Origin of the sequence: Streptomyces sp. NRRL WC-3626, assembly GCF_000718785.1 — a bacterium.
Taxonomy (GTDB): Bacteria; Actinomycetota; Actinomycetes; order Streptomycetales; family Streptomycetaceae; genus Streptomyces; species Streptomyces edwardsiae.
In genome coordinates this window covers 44,261-63,005 of the sequence record NZ_JOCA01000013.1, presented here as the reverse complement: position 1 = coordinate 63,005, position 18,745 = coordinate 44,261, and the positions used below count along the sequence as shown (strand labels likewise).

Sequence of the window (18,745 nt, the reverse complement as noted above, 5' to 3'; positions counted from 1 at the left end):
AGTGACACTGCGTGCTGTTATGGCAGCCACACTGGTCGGAGCTGTGGTGGCCACCGGTCTGGCTTTCAACGCCGTGCCGGACGTTGAGAAGGACGAGCAGGCTCCGGTGGCGGCCTCGGGACCAGCCCAGACCGAGCCGGTGGCGCTCGCTGCGGCTGACAAGAGTGGCGAGCCGGTCGAGGTGGTGGGACTGCGCTCGGAGCGCCGGGAGATCTTCGCCCAGCCGGACGGAACGTTCGAGGCGAGGGAGTACACCGAACCGGTCCGCACCATCCATGCCGGTAAGTGGGTGGACATCGACGAGACACTGGTGAAGCGGGAGGACGGGCGGTGGGAGCCCAAGGCCGCGACTGTAGATCTGTCCTTCGCGGGTGGGGCGAAGAGCGAGCCGTTCGTCACGCTGCGCAGGGCCGGCCGGGAAATGTCGTTGATCTGGCCAGAGGGTGTGCTTCCCGCGCCGGAGGTACAGGGGAACACCGCGACGTACGCGGAAGTCCATCCCGGGGTCGACCTGGTGGTGCGAGCCGAGGCCGATGGTTTCGGGCACTTGTTGGTGATCAAGACGCCAGAGGCGGCGGCCAGTCCCGAGATCGCGGCGATCGACCTTGGGCTGAAGACGTCCGGGCTGGAGGTCGTAGAGGACGCCTCGGGTGCGATTGTGGCGAAGGACGTGGCAGTGGACGGCACGGTCTTCGAGGCGGGTCGCCCCAAGATGTGGGACTCGGCTGCGACCATTGAGAGTGGTGCGCGCGCGATCGGTCCATCGGCCGTGAGACGGTCGCTGGAGGAGGCCGCGCAGGACGGTGAATTGCAGGCCGATCCGGCCTTGGACGGACCCGGCGGGGGCGGGCGTACCGCACCGCTGGAGGTCGAGCTCAGCAACGACAAGCTGACCCTCACACCGGACCAGGCGCTGTTCAAGAACACGAACACGGTCTGGCCGGTGGTGATCGATCCGATCCAGCGGACCACCCCGCGTACATCGTGGACGGGTGTGATGTCGGGGATGCCGTCAGAGCAGGATTGGAAGTACTCGGGCAGCGCAGGGGTGGGCAAGTGCCCCACCGACTACAACCCGGTGTCCTGCAACGGCGTAGGGGTGCGCCGGGTGCTGTTCACGATGCCGATGTCGTTCTACAAGGGCAAGCAGATCCTGGGCACGAAGTTTTCCGCGCGAGTCGCCCACATCTACAGCGCGGACCCGACAGCCGAGCCGATCCGGCTCTATCGGATCGGTGGCAAGAATCGCGCCTTGTCGTCCTCCAGCGACTGGAACAACACCAAGGACGAGTGGGTCGACCACCTCGAAACGGTCGACAAGGCCATCTCGCCGACTTCGTGCGGCAGTCAGGCGAATCTGCACTTCGAGAGCGGCGCGTCGGGGGAGCTGACCGGTGCGGTCAAGGCTGCTGCTGCGGGCGGCTGGTCGTCGATGACGTTGGGGCTGCGGGCTGCGGGCGGCGGACGAGTCGCGGTTCGCGGAATGGAAGCGGATCTGCGGAAACGCCTACCTCTCGATCAGCTACAACAACCTGCCTCGACAGATGTCCACCTCCAAGATGTCGTCCGACTCGGGTGGTTCCTGCAAATGGGGCGCGGCTCGCCCGTATGCGGAGGAGCCTCCGAAGCTGACCGCCTACGCCTCGGACCCCGACCACGGCGGCGGTAAGACGGACAAGGTGAAGGTGCAGTTCAAGGTGGCCTGGACACCCAAGGGCGCCACCACCGAAACCTCGTACACCTACGACACCCTGTACCTTTCCCCGACCTCCACCACGAAGTATCAGCACCATGTGAAGACGTCCATCCCGGAAGGCGTGGTCATCTATTGGAGCGCGCGGGCTTACGACGGTGACGGCTGGGGTCCGTGGAGCACGGAGGGTGATCCGCAGCGTTGTGAATTCATCCTGGACACGACCAAACCGGGCAAGCCACTGGTGAACTCGCTGGAATACCCCTCGGATTCGGTCGAGCACGACGGAGTGGGTACGGCGGGCACCTTCACCTTCGCGCCCAACCCGAACGACTCCATCCCGGACAGCGACGTGGTGTCCTACCGGTACGGCTTCAACAGCGACGCCGACCCGACGACGTCAGCCACGCCGTCCAAGGCCGGAGGTTCGGTCTCGGTGCCGTGGGCGCCGCCGCGGTGGGGCCGAAACTGGGTGGAGGTGATCTCCATGGACAAGGCGGGCAACTCCAGCACCAAGGCCCGCTACGAATTCTTGGTGACCGAGGGCAAGCCGGCCGCCGCACAGTGGAACCTCGCGGATGCGGCGGGCAGTGCGTCGGCGCACGACGAGCGTGGTGAGTTCGCGGCCGACAAGGGTTCCGGAGTCACCTTCGGTGCCATCGGCCCGGGAGGTAACGCGGATGCCGCAGCGTCGTTCGACGGTACGGAGGATGCCTATCTCGACTCAATCAACACCGTGCTGGACACCGCCAGGAGTTTCAGCGTCAGCGCCTGGGTGCGGCCTACCGATCTGAGCCGTGACATGACTGTGGTCAGCCAGGACGGCACCGGGGTACCCGGCTTCACGCTCGGCTACGACAACTCGGTCGGCACGTGGGCGTTCGGTACGTCGGTGACGGACGTGGACACACTGGGCGAGTGGAAGGCCGTCGCCAAGGGAGCGGACGGCAAGGCGATCGTTCCGGTCAAGGACGCGTGGGTGTTGCTGACCGGTGTGTATGACGCACATGCTTCCGGCGTTCCGGAGCTGCGCCTTTATGTGAACAAGACGTCCGTGGGCGCAGCGCAGCGCCGCTCAGCCTGGAAGACCTACGGTTCCCTCCAGATCGGCCGTTCCATGGCAAAGAGCGGCTACCGGGACCATTTCAAGGGGGATCTCGCCGAGGTACGGGTGTTCGACAGGGTTCTCCCGGCCGACCAGATCGCGGAACTGATGACGATCAAGCCGACACGTAAGGGCTATTGGCAGCTCGATGCCGCCGGCGGTTCCACGTCGGCGGAGACCGGTGGCGGGCAGGCACTGACGCTGGCAGGCGACGCGCGAATCTACCGACCTACGCCGCCCGACCCTGACGACCCGTTCGCCTCGCCCGATCCGCCGGCCCTGGTCGGCGATGGTCACCTGCTTCTGGACGGTTCGGGGGACTATGCGGCCACCGCGACTGCTCCCTCCACTGGAGCGAGCAGTTTCACCGTCACCGCCCGTGCCCAGCTGACCGCCATCGACGGTACGGTCTCGCAGACGGTGCTCTCTTTGCCGGGCCTGGCGGCCAATCGTGTCCAGGTGCGCTTCCGTCCCGATCCTGAAGGCGGCCTCGATTCGCGCTGGGAGCTGGCGGTCGCCGATACGGACTCCGCGTCATCGACGGTCAAGGTGTTTCAGGACGACCGTGAACTGCCTGACACCGGAGGCTCGGGCCAGCACCTGGCGGTGGCCTACGACGCCTTCGCCAACGAGATCCGTCTCTATGTGGAAGGTCAACTGGCCAGTACCGCATACGGCATGGACGACACACTGTGGTCCACCACCAAGGGACTGCAGGTTGGCCGTTCGGCGCTCGGCCCGGCGGAGTATTTCGCCGGGGCGATCGACGAAGTCCGCGCGTACGACGGTGCCGTCGACCCCGAGGTGGTCAAGCAGATGTCGCTGCTGACCGCCGTCCCGGACATGTAGCCCGAAGTGAGGGGCGGGCGGACCGTCCTGCCCCTCACCTCTCCCGCGTCTCCTTCCTCTTGCTTGGGGCATGCGCTCGGCCGACGGGCCCGCGAGCCCATTGCGCCGCTATCGATGTGTGGAGTTCTGATGCTGTTCCGTGGCCGGTTGGTCGACCAGCTCATACCCAGACGGGTGATGGGCTCGCTTGTGCTCACCTTGACCCTCGCGCTCGGCGGTGGGCTCATACAGCCGGTGGCGTTCGCCGCCGATACATCGACGGAACTGGAACGGGCGGAGGACCCGGTTCCTGTCGTCCAGGGAAAGACAGCCGATGCGGCTAAGCGGCCGTCGGGCGCGATGGAGAAGACCGCCGACCCGCGCTTGGACAAGCCGTCCTGGCCCGGCAAGGCCACCGCGGAGATCACGGTCGGTGACACAGGAACGAAGACACTTCGTGAGGTGAAGGTCGGCTCCCTGCCAGTCGCGGCCTTTGCAGCCAGGGGCAGTAAGACGACGGCTGCTCCGGACAAGATTACCGTGGACGTCCTCGGGGCGGCCGACGCCAAGAGACTGGGCGCGAGTGCCGTCCTCAAGGTAGAGCGCGCTGACAACACGAAGCGCCCCGCACCTGTGCGCCTCAACGTCGACTATTCCTCCTTCGCCGAGGGGTACGGCGGTTCCTACGGTTCACGTCTGCGCCTGATCGAGCTGCCCTCGTGTGCGGTCGTAGCCACCCCGGGCAGCAAGGCATGCCCGGCTCAGCCCAAGGCTCTGCCGACCACCAACGACCCGCGGACCCGGACTATCTCCGCCGAGGTGACCGCCGCACCACAAGCCACCGACACTACGGGCACACCCGCCAGTGCACCGAGTCTGTTCGCGGTCGCGGCAGGCCCGTCCTCGGCGCAGGGCACCTACAAGGCGACCGCGCTCGCGCCGGCGTCGAGCTGGAGCGTGGCGGCCTCCTCGGGAGGCTTCTCCTGGAATTATCCGCTGAAGGCCGTTCCCACGCCCGGTGGTCTGGTGCCGACGGTAGGGCTCGGCTACTCCTCACAGGCCGCCGACGGTCGAACCTCGGTCACCAACAACCAGGGCTCGTGGGTCGGCGACGGCTTCTCGTACGACCCCGGCTACATCGAGCGCCGCTACAAGCCGTGTTCGGAGGACGGGCACTCTGGTTCCGGTGAGCAGTGCTGGGCGTTCGAGAACGCCACCATTTTGCTGGACGGGCAGTCCAGCGAGCTGGTGCAGGACGACACCACCAAGAAGTGGCACTTGTCCAGCGACGACGGTGCCAAGGTCGAGAAGCGCACCGGCGCGACGAACGGCGACAACGACGGAGAGTACTGGGTCGTCACCACCAGCGAGGGCACCGAGTACTACTTCGGCCTCAACCGTCTGCCCGGCTGGGCCTCCGGCAATGAGGAGACCAAGTCCGCCTGGACCACCCCGGTCTTCGGTGACGACAGTGGCGAGCCCTGTTACAACGCGACGTTCTCCTCCGCCCACTGCAAGCAGGCCTGGCGCTGGAGTCTGGACCACGTCAAGGACACCCACGGCAACGTGATGTCCTACTTCTACGAGCCGGAGACCAACTACTACGCCCTGAACGGCAAGACGGACGTCGACGGCACGGCCTCCACCGCGGCGGCTACCTCAAGCGGATCGACTACGGCCAGCGCGACGGTCAGTCCTACGCCGCCAAGGCCCCGGCCCGCATCAACTTCATGGTGGCCGAGCGCTGCCTGCCCACCGACACCTTTGACTGCGCGACGTCCAAGCGGACCAAGGTCAACGCCGCGAACTGGCCCGACGTTCCTGTCGACCAGGAGTGCGCAGCGGGCACCAAGTGCACGGTGGGCCAGACCTTCTTCACCACCAAGCGGCTGACCGGTATCACCTCTCAGATCCGCGAGGACGCCACCACCTACCGGGACGTGGACCACTGGGCGTTCACTCATCAGTTTCACGACAACGGCGACGACTCCAAGGCCCTGTGGCTGCACAAGATCCAGCACGAGGGACGGGACGGCGCGGCCGTCAAGATGCCGGCCATCGAGCTGTTCGGCGAGCAGCTGGCCAACCGGGTGGACGCGGACGGCGACAACATCGCCCCCTTCCACCGCTACCGACTGTCCATGGTCCTGAGCGAGACCGGGTCCCAACTGGACGTCAACTACGCGGCCACTGAATGCACCAAGTCCGCCCTGCCGAAGCCGGGCGAGTCGACCAAGCGCTGCTACCCGGTGAAGTGGGCACCCCCGGGCCATGTGGAGCCCATCACCGACTGGTTCCACAAGTATGTCGTCGCCGAGATCATCGAGACCGACCGCACCGGCGGCAGCGAATCCGTCGTCACCCGCTACGACTACCGGGGTGACGCGGCCTGGCGGAAGGCGAAGCCCGACGGCATCACCGAGGACAACTTCCTGACCTGGGGCAGCTGGCAGGGATACGGCAAGGTGTCGGTTACCAGCGGGACCGCGGACAAGCAGTCCACCCGCGTCGACTACACCTATCTGCAGGGCATGGACGGCGACAAGGACGCCGACGGTGGCACCCGCAGCGTCAAGGTGAAGGACTCCCAGGGCACCGAGCACACGGACGCCGAGGAGTACATCGGCCACGAGCTGGAAGCGGTTACGTACGACGGCAGCAAGATCGTCTCCCGGACGGTCAGCGAGCCGTGGAAGCACAACACCGCGACTCAGACGCGTAGCTGGGGCATCCGGCACGCGGTGATCTCCAAGCCGCGTGTTCAGCGGGGCTTCACCCCGCTGTCGGCCGGTGGCTGGCGTGAGACGAAGAGCGTCACCACCTACGACACCGCCACCCGCACCGGCCGGGTCACCCAGCTCGAGGACCTCGGGGACGTCTCGACGGCCACCGACGACACCTGCACCCGCACGGAATACGCCGACAACGTCGACATGAACATCCTCTCGTTGCCCTCCCGCAGCGAGGTCGTGACCGTCAAGTGCGCCACTACGCCCGACCGTTCCAGGCAGGTCCTGGCCGACGAGCGCACTTCGTACGACAACGGCGCGTTCGGCGCGGCCCCCACCATGGGCGACGCGACCAGGACCGAGCGGATGACCGCCCACAACGGTGCCACCGCCACGTACCAGACCACCGGCACCACCGGGTATGACGCATTCGGACGTCCGGTGTGGCAGAAGGACGCCAAGAACAACGAGACCAAGAGCCGGTACACCCAGACCAACGGCCTGCTGACGCAGACCACCCTCACCAACGCGGCCGGTCACGTCACCACCACCGACTACAACCCCGCCCGTGGCGCGTCCACTGGTCAGACCGATCCCAACGGCAAGCGCACCGACCTCGCCCACGACGCGATCGGCCGTCTCACCTCCGTGTGGCTGCCCGACCAGATCAAGGCGCAGACACCCAGCATCAAGTACTCCTACGTGGTCCGCACCGACAAGCCCACGGTCATCAAGACCGAGAAGATCGAGATCGACGGCTCGTACGGCACCGAGTACGAACTCTTCGACAGCTTCCTGCGCGGCCGTCAGAAGCAGACCGAAGGCCCCGACGGCACCCGTATGGTCGCCGACGTCTGGTACGACGGCACGGGCAAGGTCACCAAGACCAACGCCACGTACCGGGCCTCGGGACCCCCCAGTGACGAACTGCTGACCGTCGGCAACGGCGCAGTCGGCGCGCAGACCCGCACCGAGCACGACGGTCTCGGCCGGCCCACGGCCGCGATCACTCTTCACGCCGGTACCGAGCAGTGGCGCAGCACCACCCGCTACGACGGCGAGCTCGTGCACTTCGACCCGCCCACCGGCGGTGTCGCCACCACCGCCGTCACCGACGCCGAGGGCCGCACCACGTCCCTGCGTCATTACCACGGCGACCGCCCCGATCCGCTGCTCGGCTACGACGAGACCAGGTACACCTACACCCCCAACGGTCAGCTCAAGACGGTCACCGACGACAAGAACAACGTCTGGACCTATGAGTACGACCAGCTCGGCCGTAAGACCAAGTCGACCGACCCCGACGCCGGCACCTCCGAGACGCACTACGACGAACTCGACCGCGTGGATTGGACGATCGACGGCAACGGCAAAAGGGTCTCCACCCAGTACGACTCCCTGTCACGGCCCACGTTCACGTGGGAAGGCGAGCCGACGACCGGCACCAAGCTCACCGAGACCCGGTACGACAAAGCCGGCTGGCTCGGCCACGCCTGGGCCTCCATGCGCTATGTGAACGCGACCAAGTACATCGGCTCCATGGTCACCTCGATGGACGATTTCTACCGTCCGTTGAAGACCACCTACGCCGTGCCGACCACCGAGGAGGCGCTGGCCGGGACGTACGAGTTCACCACTTCCTACAACCGCGACGGCACCGTCCGCGGCACCGGACTGCCCGCCGTCGGGGGCCTGCCCGCCGAAGCCCTCTCCTACGGCTACGACGAACTCCAGCGCCCCACAACTCTCAAGGGAACCACCCCTTACGTCACCGGCACCACCTACTCCGGCATCAGCCAGGTCATGGGCATGGAGCTCTACACCGGCAGCGGGAAGAAGGTCGGCCAGACCTTCGACTACGAGGCTGGCACCGGCCGACTGCGCACCGCGACGGTCGACATAGCCGGTGCCACTGCTCCCGCCAAGCAGTCCTCCTACTCCTACGACCAGGCCGGCAACGTTCTGTCGATCTCCGACACTGCCGACACCGGCTCCACGGCGACCACCGATGTCCAGTGCTTCGCCTACGACACCGGCGCCCGCCTCAAGGACGCCTGGACCCCCGCCGCCACCGCCACCACGGCCCAAGGTGCGGGCACCGTCGGTAGCAACGGCCTCGACGCCTCCAGGCCCTCCGCCTGCGACGCCGCACCCGGCACGCACGCGTTGGGTGGACCCGCCCCGTATTGGAAGACTTACACCGTTGACTCGATCGGCAACCGCACCCAGGAAGTCATCCACGACGTCGGCAGGGATGCGACCAAGGACATCACCCGCACCTACACTTACGGCGGCGCGAGCGCCGCGGGCGACGGTCCGCACCAGGTCACCAAGGTCGCGGAGAAGACTCCGACCGGCGAAAGCCAGGCCACCTATACCTACGACGACGCCGGCAACACCACGACCCGTGTAATCGGCGGCAACACCCAGACCCTCGACTGGAACGCCACCGGCCAGCCCGCCAAGGTCAAGACCTCGGAGGGCGACACCACCTTCATCTACGGTCCTGATGGCTCACGCATGATCCGTAAGGATCCCAAGGCCACGACTGTCTACCTGCCCGGCATGGAGCTCTCCCTCGCCGCCGGCTCCAGCACCGTCAAGGCCACCCGCTACTACAGCCACGCGGGCCAGACCATCGCCATCCGCACCGACGACAACAAGCTGTCCTTCAGCGCCGCTCCGACCCGTACGGCGTCGACCGGGGCAAGGCGAGCGGGACATGGCCGGGCGAGAAGGGCTTCGTCGGCGGCACCATCGACGCCTCCACCGGCCTCACCCACATCGGCGCCCGCTCCTACGACGCCCAACTCGGCAAATTCATCTCCGTCGACCCGGTCATCGACTACACCCGCCCACAGCAGATCAACGGCTACGCCTACGCCGACAACACCCCCGTCACCCTTTCCGATCCCACCGGCTTGGAGCCCTGCGCCACCACCCGTTCAGCCAAGGGCATCTGTGGCGGCGGCACTTACCACGATCCAGGCAAAGTCCGCAAGGCTCAGAGGGCCAGTGACCAAGCCGGGGCCCAGAAGAAAGCAGCCGAACGGGAATTCTCCTCCGCTCAAAAGCGCACCGTCCAGGCGACCAGGGTCCTTGTCAAGATTCTCAAGGACGAGCTCGGCATCAACGCTGCCCTCGACTGCTTCTCCAGCGGAGACATTGCCGCCTGCGGCGAAACCCTCCTCAACATCGCCGGAAGCTTTGCCGGAGGCATCGCCGGGAAACTCCTCGCGAAATACGGCGCACGCTGGGAGTGGGCCAAGGGAGCCAAGCTCGTCAAACGGGTCGTCGGCCTTGTCGACGACATCGTGGGCGGCGCGATGGACATGCTCAGCGCCTCCAAGAAGATTACCAAAGCGAAGGAGGCGATGGCCCGAGCGAAATCAGCTCTTGCCGCAGCGAAGAAACGCGCAGCGGAAGCCGACTCCGGATCCGGAATAACGTGCGACAAGCACAGCTTCCTACCCAAGACGAAGGTCTTGGCCGCGAACGGCAAGACCAAATCGATCAAGGACGTCAAGCTCGGCGACAAGATCATCGCCACTGACCCCAAAACCGGCAAGACCACCGTCCGCCAAGTCGTCCGTACCATCACCACTGAGGACGACAAGCACTTCGTCGACCTCACCATCACGGCAAAGCAGGAAAGTCCGGGCGGCAAGGCGGGAGAGAAGGCCGCAGGCGAGGCGGACGGCAACTCCTCGACGGCCACCCTCACCTCAACCGTCAACCATCCCTTCTGGTCCCCTTCGGCGAATCGCTGGATCGAAGCCGGCGATCTCAAGCCCGGCATGACCCTCCGCACCGCCGACGGAGGCACAGCCACCCTCAGCGACACCCGTGCCTTCGAGCAGCGCCAGCGCACACACGACCTCACCATCCGTGATGTCCACACGTACTATGTGCTGGCGGGGGCCACGCCGGTACTCGTCCACAACTGCAACGGAAAGCTCGCTGACCTCCCGGTCCATGAAAGGCCGACGCGTTTTTATGCAAAGGCGAGTGAGATGTTGGACCGCATCCAGGGGAACCCTGCGACTCGCGAGCAGATGTACGGCAGCGCCGATGCAGGGCATGGCGGTGTGACTTCGCTGAGTAATGACGACCTCATCCGATTCGGCGGGCCGAATGGGCGTGAACCCATTACCGGGTTCAGGGATTTCGCTCCTGGGGATGATATAAATCTTCCCGGATCCCGGCTGCATATCGCTGACGGGAATAACAGAACTGAGGAAATAAGGAACCGCGTTCTGGATGGGCGGATGCACCCGGATACACTCATTGAAATGATGATTGGAGGGAACTAGTGGAGGCATGGGCTGTCCGACTGGAGTCCTCCGTACACTTCACGGCGTACGTGCTGCGTGGGGATGGTGAGCTTCCCGAGAGGATCTGGGTATGCCTGCGGTCCCCTGAATCACTGCCGCCGGTGTCCTGGCTCGGCTGTTGGAGCACTCAGGAGAGGGTCGATGCTGGCCAGGTGGGACAAGTGCTGGATGCCATCCAGCAATCGATTGAGGAGCCCGTGACTGTTGGTCCTTATGGGCCAATAGTCAGAGCTTCGATCTACTTCGATTCTTGGGATTCTTGGGGAGGTGGATCTCCGCGTCCGATTGTTGGGTTCCGGCCGTGGGAATCCAATCCGAGAGGGATCAAAGAAATAGGAATTAAATCTCTCGACTTCTCGCACGGAGGCGTGCGGGTCGAGGTTTGAGATGCCTTGCTGGGACGATTCCCTGTAGGGATGTCTGAGGAATTAAACTGCTGCCCCCACCGGAGAATCCGGTGGGGGCAGCAGTGGTCTGGGAGGGGGTTTGACGCTGAGGTTGAAAGGGTGGGGTGACGGCGGGCGTTGGCGGTGCTACATCCTGGTCATGAGGTACGCGGATGGCGGCGGTCTGACCGCTGCGGGGCGGGCGAAGCGCGAAGCGGTGCGCTTTGAGGCCGCGGAGATGTTCGGGCAGGGGCTGCGGCCGCCGGAGGTTGCTCGCAGGTTACGGGTGTCGAGGAAGGCGGCGTACGCCTGGCACGCCGCCTGGCGTGGTGGCGGCAAGTCGGCCCTGGCCTCCAAGGGGGCCGACGGCTTTCCGTGCCGACTGGACCATGTCCAGGCCGAGCGGCTGCAGGCCGAGCTGGAGGCCGGCCCGGCGGCGCACGGCTGGACGGAGGACCAGCGGTGGACCCTGGCGAGGGTCGCGGAGCTGATCCACCGCCTGTTCCGGCACCGGTACACCCCACGTGGGGTGTCGTATCTGCTGCACCGACTGGGCTGGTCGCCGCAGGTCCCCGCACATCGGGCCGTCGAACGGGACGAGCAGGCCGTCGCCGCGTGGCGGACGGAGCAGTGGTCACGGGTAAGAGGTCGGCCCAGCTCCTGGGCGCGTGGATAGTTTTCGAGGACGAGGCCGGGCAGGACCTGAAGCCCGGCAAGGGTCGGACATGGTCGCGACGGGGCAGGACGCCGCTGATCGAGGTGACGGGCAAGGGATCCGGCCGGGTTCTGATAGCCGGGATGATCTGCGTCAGACCGGGCCGCGAGACCCGTCTGATCTACCGGACGCAGACCTACCGGGGCCGTACGGGCGAGAAGAAGGGCTTCCGGGCACGCGAGTTCGTGGACCTGCTTACCTCCGCCCGTCGGCAGCTTGGCGATGCCCCGCTGATCGTGGTGTGGGACAACGCCAGCACCCATCACGCCAAGCCCTTACGGGAGTTCTGCGGCCGCAACAGCGACTGGCTCACCATCGTCAAGCTCCCGCCCTACACACCCGACCTCAACCCTGTCGAAGGCGTCTGGGCCCATCTGAAGAAGTCGCTGGCCAACCTCGCACCCCACACGATCGACGACCTCACCCCACTCGTGAAGAACCGCCTACGCGACATCCAACGCCGATCCGAGATCCTCGACGGCTTCATAGCCGAGATCGGGCTGGGGCTGGAGCCCCCGTAGCCCTGTCACCCCACCTTTTCAACCTCAGCGGACGAAGGCCGCGGACGGCTGCCGTGGCAGACGAGGCGTCGGGGGTTGCCCATCGGGCTGAGGACGTTGGCGAGGACGTCGAGATATCAAGGGCGGAGCGGCCTGGCGTGTTGGCGAATGACGCCCGATAAGCGTCAACTCAGGTGCGCGACGAAGACACCCCAGGCGTCCCGGCCGAAGGGGAGCACCGGGCCGGCCGGGTCCTTGCTGTCGCGTACTGGGGCGAGGGCGGGGATGTTGTGGGCGAGTTCCAGGCAGTCGCCCTGTCCGCCGCTGTGACTGCTCTTGCGCCATATCGCCGTGTCGGTGGCCGCGTGGTTGAGGGCTTCATGGCTCATGACCTGTACTCCTTGGCGACGCGCTGGATCAGCGCGAGTGATTCGGGCGGGGGCAATGCTGCCATTCGGGCGTGGTCGAAGAGCGCTCGGTAACACGCCACTTCGGTCTCCCGCTCCATCCAGATGTTGCCTGCGGGCGTCTCCGTGAGGACCAGGTCGAGTGAGGCCAGCTGGGGAAAGGTGAGCAGCAGGTACGGGCCGTACATGCTGGAGTGCGCACCGCGCGAGAACGGGAGTACCTGGATCGTGACGTTGGGCCGCTGCGCCATGGCCAAGAGGTGGTGCAGCTGTGCCCTCATCACGTCGGCACCGCCCACCTGCTGGTGCAGTGCGCCTTCCGCCAACACCGCCCAGTACTCGATGGGGCTCTCACCAGCGAGCCGTTCTTGACGGGTGAGGCGCACCCGTACGAACTGGTCGATCTCCTCAGGGGTCTGCCAGGCCCGTGAGGCGACAGTCACCGCCCGTCCGTACTCCTCCGTCTGCAAGAGTCCGGGAACCAGCTGCACCTGGTACGTCCGGATACCGGCGCAGATGGCCTCCATCTCGATCTGATCGACGTAGGTGTCGCTGAGTACAGACGCGTACGGGTGCCACCAGCCTTCCCTGCGCCGTCGGTTGGCTCTGCGGGCGAGCGCCATGAGGCGGTCCCGCGATTCGGGCTCTTCCACCTGGTACGCCTGCATGAGTGCGATCAGGTCGGGGCTGCGCACGGGGACATGCCCGTTCTCGATGCGGCTGATCTTCCCCTTCGTGCAGTCGAGTGCCTCGGCGGCCTGAGCCATGGAGACGCCTGCTGCTTCGCGGAACCTCTTCAGCTCGTCACCGAGTTGACGGCCCAGCACGGTGGACGGTTTGACAGTGGGCATGGGCAACTCCCTATCAGAGGAGTACTCCTCTGCGGTCTGCTTCTTACTCGAAAGAGTGAGGCGAGCTTCATCTCGTCATGCAACGTTGCGCCAGTTCATATGCTGCGGATCGCCTTGCTGGTAACAACCCCATGGGGGTGCCATGGCACACCGTGCCGCTACGAACGACATCACCTTCCGACTGCCCCGCAGTCACCGCAGCGTCCCCCGCGCCCGGGCGCTGCTGCACGCCGTGCTCGGCGACTGGGGCGTAGGTCAGGAGACGCTGGACAACGCCGAGTTGGTGCTCTCGGAACTCGTCACCAACGCGCTGCGTGCCCCGGCGCCGGGGGATCGGCAGGTGGGCGTGCGGATCAGCCGGTCCCTCGCGGACGGGCTGCTGCGGCTGGAGGTGAGCGACGCCGGGGGCGGTCGGCCTGAGGTGCGGGAGCCCGGGGTGGACGAGACCGGCGGGCGGGGGCTGCTGCTCGTCGCGGCGCTCGCCCATCGGTGGGGCTACGAGACGCGCCCCGCCGGGATCGGGAAGACGGTGTTCGCCGAGCTGAAGGCTCCGGACATCGTGGCCGAACCCGAGGCGCGCGAGGTGGCGGCGGTCATGGTCAGGGAGGGGCAGAAGGTGCGGGTGTGGGGGGAGTGGCGCACCGTGCGGTCCGTGCGTGGTGGTCAGCACGCGGCCGGTGGTCCCGCCGTGGTGCTGGAGTTCGGCGACGGCACCGCGCTGCTGGTGCAGGCGGCGGAACCGTTGACCGTACGGGTGGGAGATCCCTGCGGATAATGTGGCGCAGTGCACATGCGGCCGTGTGGAGAGGAGGTGGGCAGGGTGATCACGCGGATCGAGATCGACGGGTACAAGTCGTTCGACGACTTCGCCCTCGACCTGTCGCCGTTCACCGTCCTGGTGGGAGCCAACGCCTCGGGCAAGTCCAACCTGCTGGAGGCCGTCGACCTGCTGGGCCGGCTGATCCGGGAGCCGACCGGCCAGACCTTGGTCGACCACGCCCGCCGGGACGGCCCAAAGGAACTGTTCCGGCGCGGGCCGGACGGCACGCCGGTCGGGGTCATGCGGATCGCCGCCCATGTGCTGGTGCACGGTGACCTCGGGTACTGCCACCTCCGGGTCGAGGCCCGGGTGACGTACGTGGATCCGCCGGACCCTCTGCGCGTCGACACCGAGGTGCTCAACGTCCATGACCACTACGTGGGCGATCCGGACTGGACCTCGCCCGCCCTGCCGTACTTGAACCTCGACGAAACCGGCCAGCTGCACTGCACGGAGGTCCCCGTACGGGACGCCGCGTACAGCAGGGAGCTGGCCGGGGCCACCAGCAACTGGCGGATCCTCGAACCCTCGCCGAAGGCGATGCGCGTCGTCTCCTCCACCTACGACGCCGCGCCCCTCGCGGAGGACGGCAAGAACCTCGGGGCCGTCCTGGGCCGGATCGCCCGGGACCCGGAGCGCTGGTACGACTTCCGCGCCGACACCGTGGCGCTGCTCCCCGACCTCGTGGACATCACGGTGGAGGCGAACGCCGAGTGGGGACAGTGGGACGTCTGGCTCCAGCACCGGTACGAGCACCGCGTGACCCCTGGCGCGGCGTCGGCGGGCACTCTGCGCGTTCTGGCGCTGCTCGCCGCGGCCCACGATCCCGCACATGAAGGCGTCCTCCTGATCGAGGAACCCGAGAACGGCCTCCACCCCACCCGCGTCCCGCAGTTGCTGTTCCGGCTCAAGGGCAGAACCAGTGACCCGACGACGCTCACCGCCGGTGACGGAAGGCAGATTCTGATCACCACCCACTCACCGGTCGCGCTCGCCGCCGCGCTGGAGGACGCCCCGGACTCGGTGGTGTTCCTGGACACCGTGACCCGGTTCGGCGACGGTCATCCGCCCCGTCGGCTGAGCCGGGCGCGGACGGTGGCGGAGAGCGGCGAGCGCGGGACGTTCGTCACCCCCCCCTCGAAGTGCGGAAGTACCTCGATCCCCTGGGGCGGTACGCGCGTGGGGCGTAGGTATCTCAGTCTCGCCCTCCTGACGGAGGGGGCCGGCGATCAGTGGTTCCTCGTTCCCCTTGTCGACCGGCTGATCGCCGAACTCGCCCTTGAGGCGCCGGTCGGTTTCGACTACTCGGGAGTGGTCGTCGGCGAGTGCTTCACCGTGGCGCACCGGGACCTGGTGGCGCGTGAAGTGACCGACCTGCTCCGCTACTTCGACATCGTGATGGTCCACCACGACCACAACGAGCGGGGCAAGGTCGATGCCGTCCGTGAGCGGTTCCCCGACGACGCGCACCGCATCGTGGCCCTGGTGCCCGTGCGGGAGACCGAGGCGTGGATGCTGGCGGACCCCGAAGCGGTCAGAGAGGCAGCTCCCACCCGTGACGCCGCGTGGGAGCTGCCGTACGACGTGGAGAAGGTGGCGGACCCGAAGTCCCTGCTGAAGGCGGCACTGGGCGGGCGACGTGACGCGGAACGGGACTTCGGCCGGCTGGGGCAGACGGTCGCGCTCGACGCGCTGGGCAAGGTGCCCGCGTACCGGCGTTGGACCACTGAGCTGCGCGGGGCCATGGAGCGACTGCGGTTGCTGTGACCCCGGCCGCCGACGTCACGCCGACAGCGGGAACTCCTCGCCCAGTGCCCGGAAGACCGCCGTGTTCAGGGTGAACGCGTGCTTGCACTCGCCGACCACGCGCTGCTTCTCCAGGTCGTCCGCCGGGACCGCGTCCAGGAGTTGGCGGTAACTCCGCTTGAAGGCCGCCGGGTTGGTGATGTCCTCGAAGACGTAGAAGCGGACTCCGTCGCCCTTGCGGGCGAAGCCCCAGGTCTGTTCCGCCTTGCCGCGGATGATCTGGCCGCCGGAGAGGTCGCCCAGGTAGCGGGTGTAGTGGTGGGCGACATAGCCGGACGGCCAGGTGCGGGCGCACTCCGTCACACGGGCCGCGTACGCCCGCGTGGCGGGAAGGGCGGTCAGCGAGGAGCGCCAGCCGGGGCCGCGCAGATGGGCCAGGTCGCGCTCCAGGGACGGGAGGCGGAAGAGCTCCGGCTGGATGAACGGGCCCGCCACCGGGTCCGGCGCGAGGCTTCGTGCCTCGGACTCCAGGGCCTCGTACACGAACCACAGCTGCTCCGTGTAGCGCGCGTACGCTTCCACGCCCAGCCGGCCGCCCAGCAGATCGCTCATGAACGTCGACGTCTCCGCCTCCATGTGCTGCTCGTGGGAGGCGGTGCGGATGAGGGTCGCGAAGGAGTCCATGAGTCCAGATCTTCTATGGTTAGGCTTACCTAAGTCAAGAGCTTGCCGACGGGTTGTCGGTAAGTCTCCCCCCAGCCTGCCACGGCATGCCGAAGCCCGCCCTCCAAGGAAGGAAGGGCGGGCTTCACGGGTCATCTCTACGGCAGCGTCAGGATGTCCGCTCCCGTGTCCGTCACCACCAGCGTGTGCTCGAACTGGGCCGTGCGCCTGCGGTCCTTCGTCACGACCGTCCAGCCGTCGTCCCACATGTCGTACTCGTGGGTGCCCAGCGTCAGCATCGGCTCGATGGTGAAGGTCATCCCCGGCTGCATCACCGTCGTCGCGTGCGGACTGTCGTAGTGCGGGACGATCAGGCCCGAGTGGAACGACGTGTTGATGCCGTGGCCCGTGAAGTCGCGGACGACTCCGTACCCGAAGCGCTTGGCGTACGACTCGATCACCCGGCCGATGATGTTGATCTGCCGGCCCGGCCTGACCGCCTTGATCGCGCGGGCCAGGGACTCCCGGGTCCGCTCCACCAGCAGGCGGCTCTCCTCGTCCACGTCACCGACCAGGTACGTGGCGTTGTTGTCGCCGTGCACCCCGCCGATGTACGCCGTCACGTCCAGGTTGACGATGTCGCCGTCGCGCAGCACCGTCGTGTCCGGGATGCCGTGACAGATGACCTCGTTGACCGATGTGCACAGCGACTTGGGGAAACCGCGGTAGCCGAGCGTCGACGGATAGGCGCCGTGGTCGCACATGTACGCGTGCGCCACCCGGTCCAGTTCGTCCGTCGTCACGCCGGGCGCGATCAGCTTCGCGGCCTCCTCCATCGCCCGCGCCGCGATCCGGCCCGCGGTGCGCATCGCCTCGACCGTCTCGGGCGTCTGCACCTCCGGACCGGTGTACGGCGTGGGGGCGGGCTTGCCGACGTACTCGGGTCGGCGGATGTTCCCGGGCACGGGGCGGGTGGGGGAGAGCTCCCCAGGGACGAGCAGCGACTGGCCAGACATGCCGGCGAGTCTAATTCAGCGACGATGGGGGACCATCTCCGTGGCGAGAAGGTGAGAGGAGAACCGGTCATGCCCCTGTTCAAGAAGCGGACGGTCGGAAAGCCGGGCGAGTGGTACTACTGCCTGGAGCACAAGAAGGTCGAGGAGGGTCCCGACTGCCCCGGCAAGGACCGCTTCGGCCCGTACGCGAGCCGCGCCGAGGCCGAGCACGCCATGGAGACGGCCCGCGAGCGCAACCTTCAGTGGGAGAACGACTCCCGCTGGCACGACGCCCCCGCGGGCGGGCGGGACGAGGACTGACCCGGCGCCTACCAGCGGGTCGGGGGCGGTGCCGTCAGCAGGTCGGCCATGCGTGACAGGCGGTCGCGGAAGCGGAGGGGGCCCCGGTGGGCCGGCCGGGCGTTCTCCCCGGCCGCCGCGCTGACCAGGTGCTGCACGGTGTCCAGGTCCAGCTCCGAACCGTCGGGGACGGACAGGTTCTCGTGCGCCATCGCCGGGAGCTCACCCGCGGCGGGGCCGAGCGACAGCACCGTCGCCCCGGCCCGGCGGGCGTCGCACACCCGCTCCAGGAGCGGGGCGGAGGGCTCCCCGGGCGCCACCACCAGCACCGTCTCACCCCGCCGCGCCGCCTCCAGCCGCCCCAGGCCCACCGCCAGCTGCGCGGGATCACCGGGCCGCGGGGCATGCCGTACGAGCGTGGGGGACAGCTCCGGAGTGCCCGACCAGGCGGCCTCGTCCACCAGATGGGCCGCCAGATGCCACGGCTCGTACTCCGGTGTCCCCACCAGCAGCAGCCCCCCGCCGTGCGACACCACCGACCCGCGCAGCGTCCCCGCGAAGTGCCGGGTGTCACCCAGCCACCGCGTCCCGGCGAGCACTTCCCGCAGCAGCGCGACCCGTACGGCGTCCATGCGGCCGCACACTGCCCCAACCGCTCGCCCGCGTCCCGGTG

General features: G+C 67.2%; 13 protein-coding genes and 1 pseudogene. 9 read left to right on the top strand and 5 right to left on the bottom strand.

Annotation, left to right across the window (positions count from 1 at the left end):
* The first annotated feature begins 19 nt into the window (after window positions 1-19).
* From IF28_RS39905 to IF28_RS40385, 6 genes and pseudogenes are all read left to right on the top strand, one after another.
* Window positions 20-1,669: a hypothetical protein gene (locus tag IF28_RS39905; protein ID WP_234325276.1), complete on the top strand. Its 1,650-nt coding sequence runs from the start codon at window positions 20-22 to the stop codon at window positions 1,667-1,669.
* The gene (locus IF28_RS37115) at window positions 1,560-3,647 is read left to right on the top strand and encodes a LamG domain-containing protein (RefSeq protein ID WP_030222424.1); all 2,088 of its coding nucleotides are present in this window, start codon (window positions 1,560-1,562) and stop codon (window positions 3,645-3,647) included. Before IF28_RS39905 ends, IF28_RS37115 begins: the two co-directional genes overlap by 110 nt.
* A gap of 129 nt (window positions 3,648-3,776) precedes the next feature.
* Window positions 3,777-5,519 carry a hypothetical protein gene (locus tag IF28_RS39900; protein WP_051713806.1) on the top strand — a complete coding sequence of 581 codons (1,743 nt, stop codon included), beginning with the start codon at window positions 3,777-3,779 and terminating at the stop codon, window positions 5,517-5,519.
* A 3,580-nt stretch (window positions 5,520-9,099) separates the two neighbouring features.
* Window positions 9,100-9,219 (top strand): annotated as a pseudogene (locus IF28_RS39895) (hypothetical protein); the annotation flags it as partial.
* Between the two features lie 462 nt (window positions 9,220-9,681).
* The gene (locus tag IF28_RS39890; RefSeq protein WP_234325274.1) at window positions 9,682-10,668 is read left to right on the top strand and encodes a polymorphic toxin-type HINT domain-containing protein; all 987 of its coding nucleotides are present in this window, start codon (window positions 9,682-9,684) and stop codon (window positions 10,666-10,668) included.
* 567 nt (window positions 10,669-11,235) lie between these two features.
* Window positions 11,236-12,311, top strand: a protein-coding gene (locus IF28_RS40385; protein ID WP_420713788.1) for an IS630 family transposase whose coding sequence is annotated in 2 segments (ribosomal slippage) — window positions 11,236-11,695 and window positions 11,695-12,311 — 1,077 coding nt in all. Because the reading frame shifts where the segments join, the coding sequence is not laid out codon by codon here.
* 164 nt (window positions 12,312-12,475) lie between these two features.
* Here IF28_RS40385 and IF28_RS0120600 read toward each other — a convergent pair.
* The gene (locus tag IF28_RS0120600; protein WP_030222416.1) at window positions 12,476-12,679 is read right to left on the bottom strand and encodes a DUF397 domain-containing protein; all 204 of its coding nucleotides are present in this window, start codon (window positions 12,677-12,679) and stop codon (window positions 12,476-12,478) included.
* A complete protein-coding gene (locus IF28_RS0120595; RefSeq protein ID WP_030222413.1) occupies window positions 12,676-13,548 on the bottom strand; it encodes a helix-turn-helix domain-containing protein in 873 nt (290 codons plus the stop codon). The genes IF28_RS0120600 and IF28_RS0120595 overlap by 4 nt, the downstream gene beginning before the upstream one ends.
* A gap of 142 nt (window positions 13,549-13,690) precedes the next feature.
* Between IF28_RS0120595 and IF28_RS0120590 the strand changes: the two genes are divergently transcribed.
* The gene (locus IF28_RS0120590) at window positions 13,691-14,323 is read left to right on the top strand and encodes an ATP-binding protein (RefSeq protein ID WP_030222410.1); all 633 of its coding nucleotides are present in this window, start codon (window positions 13,691-13,693) and stop codon (window positions 14,321-14,323) included.
* Between the two features lie 45 nt (window positions 14,324-14,368).
* Entirely contained in the window at window positions 14,369-16,135 is a 1,767-nt protein-coding gene (locus tag IF28_RS37920; RefSeq protein WP_234325270.1) for an AAA family ATPase, read from the top strand.
* A gap of 15 nt (window positions 16,136-16,150) precedes the next feature.
* Here the strand turns inward: IF28_RS37920 and IF28_RS0120580 are convergent, their stop codons facing one another.
* Both IF28_RS0120580 and map read right to left on the bottom strand, forming a co-directional pair.
* The gene (locus IF28_RS0120580; RefSeq protein WP_030222404.1) at window positions 16,151-16,798 is read right to left on the bottom strand and encodes a heme oxygenase (biliverdin-producing); all 648 of its coding nucleotides are present in this window, start codon (window positions 16,796-16,798) and stop codon (window positions 16,151-16,153) included.
* Between the two features lie 137 nt (window positions 16,799-16,935).
* Complete coding sequence (gene map, locus IF28_RS0120575) at window positions 16,936-17,793, bottom strand: type I methionyl aminopeptidase (protein ID WP_030222403.1); 858 nt, start codon at window positions 17,791-17,793, stop codon at window positions 16,936-16,938.
* Between the two features lie 69 nt (window positions 17,794-17,862).
* On the opposite strand from map, the gene IF28_RS0120570 reads away from it, so the two are divergent.
* Window positions 17,863-18,093 carry a hypothetical protein gene (locus IF28_RS0120570; protein ID WP_030222400.1) on the top strand — a complete coding sequence of 77 codons (231 nt, stop codon included), beginning with the start codon at window positions 17,863-17,865 and terminating at the stop codon, window positions 18,091-18,093.
* A gap of 8 nt (window positions 18,094-18,101) precedes the next feature.
* On the opposite strand, the gene IF28_RS0120565 is transcribed toward IF28_RS0120570, so the two are convergent.
* The gene (locus IF28_RS0120565; RefSeq protein WP_030222397.1) at window positions 18,102-18,704 is read right to left on the bottom strand and encodes a hypothetical protein; all 603 of its coding nucleotides are present in this window, start codon (window positions 18,702-18,704) and stop codon (window positions 18,102-18,104) included.
* Window positions 18,705-18,745 lie beyond the last annotated feature (41 nt).